The sequence below is a fragment of the Pseudomonas sp. FSL W5-0203 genome (assembly GCF_001896155.1).
In the GTDB taxonomy this organism is placed as follows: Bacteria; Pseudomonadota; Gammaproteobacteria; order Pseudomonadales; family Pseudomonadaceae; genus Aquipseudomonas; species Aquipseudomonas paracarnis.
Genome location: NZ_MPOR01000055.1, coordinates 21,685 through 28,635, shown reverse-complemented (window position 1 = coordinate 28,635; position 6,951 = coordinate 21,685). Strand labels below are relative to the sequence as shown.

The window sequence follows — 6,951 nt, the reverse complement described above, 5'->3', positions numbered from 1 at the left end:
GTGCCGAGTGGTGGGGCAAGAGCGTTTTGCTTACTTTTGCGCTTTTCAAAAGTGAGCCGCTGTAAAAGCGGAACCCTAAGTGGCCGTTACCGCAGAAATGGATATGTACACGGTCCAACTGTGTTGACTGTCAGGCCGTCTTCGCAGGCAAGCCAGCTCCCACATTTGGGGCGCGGTGCGTCAGCTGGATCAGCGTCGGCTGTCAGGCCGTCACGGGAGCAAGCTCCCTCGCCACATCGTTTGCCAGGGGCCTTTGCATGTATCAATTGATCCTCGGCGGTGCCCGTTCGGGTAAGAGCCGCCTGGCCGAAAAGCTTGCCGCAGAGAGCGGGCTTGCCGTCATTTATATCGCCACCAGCCAACCGCTCGACGGTGAGATGAGCGAGCGCGTCGCGCTGCACCGCCAGCGTCGTCCCGACCATTGGGGCCTGGTTGAAGAGCCCATCGACCTGGCGCGTGTGCTACAGGAAAACGCCGCCACTGATCGCTGCCTGCTGGTGGATTGCCTGACCTTATGGCTCACCAATCTTCTGATGCTCGAAGACCCGGCTCGCCTTGCATCCGAGCGTGATCAACTGTTGCAAACCCTGGCCTCGCTGCCGGGGGAGATCATTTTTGTCAGCAACGAGACCGGTCTGGGTGTCGTGCCGCTGGGCGAATTGACTCGCCGTTATGTGGATGAAGCCGGTTGGCTGCATCAAGCCTTGGCCGAGCAATGTCAGCGCGTTGTGCTGACGGTTGCCGGCCTGCCCCTGACTTTGAAAGGTACTGCGTTATGACCGATTCCTGGTGGCTCAATTCCTGCAAGGCGGTGGATACCACGACCCACGAACAGGCGCTGGCGCGTCAGCAGCAGTTGACCAAGCCCGCCGGTTCCCTCGGCCAGTTGGAAGCCCTGGCGGTGCGGCTGGCGGGTTTGCAGGGCCAGGTCAAACCGACGGTAGATCACCTGTGGATCGCGATTTTTGCCGGCGATCACGGTGTGGTCGCTGAAGGCGTGTCGGCATTTCCCCAAGAGGTCACCGGGCAGATGCTGCAAAACTTCGTCACCGGTGGCGCGGCGATCAGCGTGTTGGCGCGGCAACTGCAAGCGCAATTGGAGGTGATTGACCTCGGCACGGTCACGCCGTCCCTGGATTTGCCCGGCGTTCGTCACCTGAACATCGGCGCGGGCACGGCTAATTTCGTGCATGGCCCGGCGATGACCCAAGCCCAAGGGCAGTTGGCCTTGCAAGCTGGACGAGACAGCGCACGCCGTGCCCTGGAAAGCGGCGCGCAACTCTTTATCGGCGGTGAGATGGGCATCGGCAATACCACTGCCGCCAGTGCCTTGGCCTGCGCATTGCTGGATTGCCAGGTCACTGACCTCACAGGCCCTGGCACCGGTTTGAATGCCGCAGGGGTCAGCCACAAGGTCGCGGTCATCGAGCGCGCCCTGGGGTTGCACGCCGGTCAGCGCAGCGATGCGTTGCAAACCCTGTTCAATCTCGGCGGTTTTGAAATTGCTGCCTTGGTTGGCGCCTACCTGGCCTGCGCCCAGGAAGGCATCGTGGTGCTGGTGGATGGGTTCATCTGCAGCGTGGCCGCGCTGGTGGCGGTGCGCTTGAACCCGGCGTGCCGCGAATGGTTGGTGTTCGGCCATCGGGGTGCCGAGCCGGGCCATCGCCATGTGCTGCACAGCCTCGATGCGCAACCGTTGCTGGAACTGGGCCTGCGCCTGGGCGAAGGCAGCGGCGCGGCGTTGGCGGTGCCTTTGTTGCGCCTGGCGTGTGCGCTGCACGGGCAGATGGCGACCTTCGCCGAAGCCGCCGTGGCGGACCGCCCCGCATGACCTTGCGCCTGGACCTGCTGCGTCACGGCGAAACCGAACTGGGCGGAGGCCTGCGTGGCAGCCTGGACGATGCGCTGACCGCCAACGGCTGGCGGCAGATGCGCGACGCAGTGGTGGGGCAGGGGCCGTGGGATCGGCTGATCAGCTCACCGCTGCAACGCTGCGCTCTGTTCGCCCAGGAGTTGGGGGCACAGCTCGATGTGCCGGTGACTCTGGAGGCCGATCTGCAAGAGCTGCACTTCGGCGCGTGGGAAGGGCAGAGTGCGGCCGCGTTGATGGACACCGATGCCCAAGGGCTGGGCTTGTTCTGGGCCAACCCCTATGAATTCACGCCGCCGGAAGGCGAGCCGGTCATCCAGTTTTCCGCGCGCGTGCTTGGCGCTGTCAGGCGGCTGCATCAGGCCTATGCTGGCCAGCGCGTGCTGTTGATCAGCCATGGCGGTGTAATGCGCCTGCTGCTGGCCCAGGCGCGAGGGTTGCCCCGTGAGCAACTGCTGAATGTCGAAGTGGGCCACGGTGCCCTGTTCGGCCTGCAGGTTGCGGCCGATGGCGTGTTGAAGGAAGGGCGCTGATGATGCTGCCGTTCTGGATCGCCCTGCAATTTCTCAGCAGCCTGCCCATTCGCTTGCCGGGCATGCCGCAGCCTCAAGAGCTGGGCCGTTCGTTGCTGTTTTATCCGCTGGTAGGGTTGCTGTTCGGCGTGCTGTTATGGGGCCTCAACCAGGTGTTGCAGGGTACCCCGTTGCTGTTGCACGCCGCGTTGCTGCTCACCGCCTGGGTGCTGCTCAGCGGTGGCCTGCACCTGGACGGGCTGGCCGACAGCGCCGATGCCTGGTTGGGCGGTTTTGGCGACCGGGAGCGCACCCTCAGCATCATGAAAGACCCGCGCAGCGGCCCGATTGCGGTGGTCACCCTGGGGCTGGTGCTGCTGCTCAAGTTCAGCGCGTTGGTGGCGTTGATCGAACAACACAATGGCGCCGCTTTGATCCTGGCGCCTTTGATCGGACGTGCTTCGATGCTGGCGCTGTTTCTCACTACGCGCTATGTGCGGGCGGGCGGATTGGGCCAGGCACTGTCAGATCATCTGCCGCGAATTGTCGGCCAACAGGTGCTGATCCTCAGCGGGTTGGCCTGCACCCTGATCGGTGGTTTCAGCGGCGGCATCGCGGTGTTGCTGGCGGCCCTGTGTTTCGTGTGGCTGCGCCAGTTGATGGTCAAGCGTCTGGGCGGTACCACGGGCGACACTGCTGGCGCACTGCTGGAGCTGCTTGAAGTTGCGGTACTGGTCGGGCTGGCGTTGTAACGCTTTCTTGCAATTGGTTAACTCCGGGTATATACACGCTCTATGCTTGCCTCCCAATGTTTATGCACCAACCTGCGACGTGCCGCCCGTGGCGTCAGCAGGCACTACGACGGCGCTCTCGACGGCTTCGGGATCAACGTTGCCCAGTATTCTCTGTTGTGCAACCTGCAGCGTCTCGACCAGCCGAGCATTTCCAGCCTGGCGGACGCCATGGGCTTGGATCGCAGCACCCTGGGGCGCAACCTGCGCGTCCTGGAAGGCGAAGGACTGGTGCAGTTGGTGGAGGGCGACGATTTGCGCAACCGCCTGGTGGTGTTGACTGACGCCGGCCATGAACGGCTAGGCGCTGCGTTGCCGGCGTGGGAAGCAGCGCAACAGAAACTGATTGATAAGCTCGGCGCCGAAAAGCGCGAAATGTTGTTGGCCTTGCTGGATGAACTTGCCTGAACGGCGGTTTGTTCGACTACAAGCGGGTATATACCCGCGAACGGAGAATAAGAAATGACCTCGATGTGGCGCACCAGTGGTTGGGTCCTTTTAGGCAGTGCGCTGATCCTGGCGTTGTCCTTGGGCGTACGGCATGGCTTTGGCCTGTTCCTGGCGCCGATGAGCAGCGAATTCGGTTGGGGGCGTGAAACCTTTGCCTTTGCTATCGCCTTGCAGAACCTGATCTGGGGCTTGGCGCAGCCATTTACCGGGGCCTTGGCCGACCGTTTCGGCGCGACCAAGGCGGTGTTTGTCGGCGGGGTGTTGTACGCCGTCGGCCTGGTGCTGATGGGCATGTCCGACTCTGCCTGGTCGCTGTCGTTGAGCGCAGGTTTGCTGATTGGTATTGGCCTGTCCGGCACCTCGTTCTCGGTGATTCTCGGCGTGGTTGGCCGCGCCGTAGCGCCGGAAAAACGCAGCATGGCCATGGGCATTGCCAGCGCCGCCGGCTCGTTCGGCCAGTTCGCCATGGTGCCCGGCACCCTGGGCCTGATTGGCTGGCTCGGCTGGTCGGCCGCCTTGCTGGCGCTGGGCTTGATGGTGGCGCTGATCCTGCCGCTGGTCGCCATGCTCAAGGACCGGCCGCTGGCGGTCACGGTGGGCCAGCAAACCCTGGGCGAAGCGCTGAAAGAGGCCTGCTCCCACTCCGGCTTCTGGCTGCTGTCCTTCGGCTTTTTTGTGTGCGGTTTCCAAGTAGTGTTCATCGGTGTGCACTTGCCGGCATACCTGGTCGACCAGCACCTGCCGGCCACGGTGGGCACCACGGTGCTGGCCTTGATTGGCCTGTTCAACGTATTTGGCACCTACACGGCGGGTTGGCTCGGTGGCCGCATGTCCAAGCCGCGTCTGCTCACCGGCTTGTACCTGTTACGGGCGGTAGTGATTGTGTTGTTCCTGTGGGCGCCGGTCACCGAGGTCACGGCGTATCTGTTTGGCATGGCGATGGGATTCTTGTGGCTGTCCACGGTGCCGCTGACCAATGGCACCGTTGCGACCCTGTTTGGGGTGCGCAACCTCTCGATGCTCGGCGGGATTGTGTTCCTGTTCCACCAGCTTGGCTCGTTCCTCGGCGGGTGGCTGGGCGGGGTGGTCTATGATCGAACCGGTAGCTACGATTTGATCTGGCAGGTGGCAATTTTACTCAGCCTGCTCGCCGCCGCGCTGAATTGGCCGGTGCGTGAGCGGCCGGTGGCACGTATTCAGGCGCAGATGGAGGCGGCATGAGCATGACAGCGCGTCTTATGCTGGTGGCTGTGGGGATGGTGTTATTGCTGCTGGCCTGGTGGGGCTGGCAGCAGGGCGGCCTGGCATTGATGCAACTGGGCATGGCGATCTGCTAAGTTGTGGGTCTGAACTGACTCAAGGACTTTTGACATGCAGATGCGCTGGCTCGCTGTACCCGTCCTGATGGCTATTGGCAGCGTGGCGATGGCCGCCAGTTGCCCACCGTTGCTTGCGGGCCAATTGCCCAAGCTGCGGGCCAAGGAATCCATCGACCTGTGCCAGCAATTCGCTGGCAAGCCCTTGGTGATCGTTAACACAGCGAGCTTCTGCGGCTTTGCCCCACAGTTCAAAGGCCTGGAAGCGTTATATCAGCGCTACAAGGGCCAGGGCCTGGAAGTGATCGGCGTGCCGTCCGATGACTTCAAGCAGGAAGCCAAGACCGGGGAGGAAACCGCCAAGGTCTGCTACGTGAACTATGGCGTGACCTTCACCATGACCGAGCCGCAGAAGGTCAAGGGGCCGGATGCGGTGCACCTGTTCAAGGTGCTTGCACAGCAGGCCGACGCGGCGCCGAAGTGGAATTTCTACAAGTATGTGGTGGATCGCCAGGGCAATGTTGTGGCCAGTTTTTCCAGCCTGACCAAGCCGGACAGTCCGGAGCTGATCAAGGCGGTGGAACAGGCATTGGCTTCCAAACCCTGACCGCCAGCCAAACAAAAGCCCCGACTCCTTCACAGGAGAGCGGGGCTTTTTTATACGACTGCGGTTAGAACTTGTAGGTCATGCCCAAGCCGAAACCGTTGGCGCTGTTTTCATACTTGGCGTTGTAGCTGGCCAATTGGTTGGAGCGTGAAATCTTGACGTCCTCTTCCTTCAGGTAGGAGTAGGCCAGGTCGATGGTCATGTTATCCATGACCTGGTAGCCCAGGCCCAGGCTGAAGATGGTACGGTCGCCGGTCGGGATGCGCGGTGAGCGATCCGTGTTGTTGGTAGGCGACTGGTCGAATGTCAGGCCGGTACGCAGTACCACTTGCTTGGTGAGCTGGTACGAAGTACCCACGGCGTAGGCCCAGGTGTCGTGCCAGTTCTGGTCTTCCTTGATTGTGCTGACCAGGCCTGGGGCAAGCGCGCCGCCAGTAGCGCCGCTGACGCCTTCGTTCTTGACGGTGATGTCTTTGAGGCGGCTCCAGCGTGTCCAGGTTGCACCGGCGTAGAGTTTCCACGCGTCGGTCAGGTCTTGAGTGACGGACAGGTCGTAGGACTCAGGTGTGTCGATTTTCAGCGAGGCGTCATAGCGGTTGCTGCGCAGGAACGGCGAGGTCGCGGTCGGTGCGGTGACTTCGGTGTGGCCGTCCAGCTTGTAGCTGACCTTGGAGTGGTAGGTCAGGCCGACACGGGTGGTATCGGTGGCCTGGACCAGTACGCCGATGTTGAAGCCCAGCGCGGTGTCGTCACCCTTGATCTTGATATTGGTGTCTGGCGCGCGAGGGTTCAGCGTCAGGTCCGATTCCAGGGTACCGGCGATGCGGTTGATGGTCGGGCCAAAACCCACGGAAACGCGATCGTTGAAGGCGTAGCTGACAGTCGGTTGCAAGGTGATGACTTTCACTTCGCTCTTGCTGCCAAAGCCACGGCCCTGGAAGCCGCGTTCGTAGTCGGTCACCAGGCCGAACGGCGCATAGACGCCGAAGCCGACAGCCCACTGGTCGTTAAGTTTATTGGTGTAGAAACCGAAAGGAACGGCGGTGAAAGGCACCATATCGCCTTTGTTGCTGCCAGCGGAGCGGCCGCTGACATTGCTGATATCGGTGGAGGCATCAATGGCTGCAACGCCACCGGTGATCTGTTGGCCTTCCAGACGTGCCATACCGGCAGGGTTACCGAACACAGTACTCGCATCATCGGCAGAAGAAGAGCGACCTGCGAAACCGGTACCCATCCCGCTCACGCTCTGTTCGTTGAGCGCAAAGCCGCTGGCGAACAGTTGGGAGGATGCCATGGCAACGGCGAGGCTAAGTGTGGTCTTGAGCATTACTTTTTTCATTATTAGAACTCCGTGTGATCACCGCTGCGGAAAGTATCAATAAATTTCACATCGCGCTATAGG

The 6,951-nt window shown here is 61.8% G+C and carries 8 protein-coding genes; 7 read left to right on the top strand and 1 reads right to left on the bottom strand.

From position 1 onward, the window contains the following. Positions 1–257: 257 nt before the first annotated feature. From cobU to BOP96_RS27165, 7 genes are all read left to right on the top strand, one after another. Positions 258–779: a bifunctional adenosylcobinamide kinase/adenosylcobinamide-phosphate guanylyltransferase gene (cobU, locus tag BOP96_RS27195; protein WP_019818435.1), complete on the top strand. Its 522-nt coding sequence runs from the start codon at positions 258–260 to the stop codon at positions 777–779. Continuing rightward, complete coding sequence (gene cobT / locus BOP96_RS27190) at positions 776–1,831, top strand: nicotinate-nucleotide--dimethylbenzimidazole phosphoribosyltransferase (protein WP_073454562.1); 1,056 nt, start codon at positions 776–778, stop codon at positions 1,829–1,831. The genes cobU and cobT overlap by 4 nt, the downstream gene beginning before the upstream one ends. After that, a complete protein-coding gene (gene cobC / locus BOP96_RS27185) occupies positions 1,828–2,403 on the top strand; it encodes an alpha-ribazole phosphatase family protein (protein WP_014719385.1) in 576 nt (191 codons plus the stop codon). Before cobT ends, cobC begins: the two co-directional genes overlap by 4 nt. A 2-nt stretch (positions 2,404–2,405) precedes the next feature. Further along, the gene (locus BOP96_RS27180) at positions 2,406–3,134 is read left to right on the top strand and encodes an adenosylcobinamide-GDP ribazoletransferase (RefSeq protein WP_014719384.1); all 729 of its coding nucleotides are present in this window, start codon (positions 2,406–2,408) and stop codon (positions 3,132–3,134) included. Positions 3,135–3,176: 42 nt separating this feature from the next. After that, positions 3,177–3,581: a MarR family winged helix-turn-helix transcriptional regulator gene (locus BOP96_RS27175; RefSeq protein ID WP_014719383.1), complete on the top strand. Its 405-nt coding sequence runs from the start codon at positions 3,177–3,179 to the stop codon at positions 3,579–3,581. Between the two features lie 54 nt (positions 3,582–3,635). Beyond that, positions 3,636–4,844: an MFS transporter gene (locus BOP96_RS27170; protein ID WP_014719382.1), complete on the top strand. Its 1,209-nt coding sequence runs from the start codon at positions 3,636–3,638 to the stop codon at positions 4,842–4,844. 150 nt (positions 4,845–4,994) lie between these two features. Next, positions 4,995–5,546 carry a glutathione peroxidase gene (locus tag BOP96_RS27165; protein WP_014719380.1) on the top strand — a complete coding sequence of 184 codons (552 nt, stop codon included), beginning with the start codon at positions 4,995–4,997 and terminating at the stop codon, positions 5,544–5,546. A gap of 64 nt (positions 5,547–5,610) precedes the next feature. Here the strand turns inward: BOP96_RS27165 and BOP96_RS27160 are convergent, their stop codons facing one another. Next, positions 5,611–6,888 (bottom strand): OmpP1/FadL family transporter, encoded by a 1,278-nt coding sequence (locus BOP96_RS27160; RefSeq protein ID WP_073454560.1) that lies wholly within the window; start codon positions 6,886–6,888, stop codon positions 5,611–5,613. Positions 6,889–6,951: the final 63 nt, after the last annotated feature.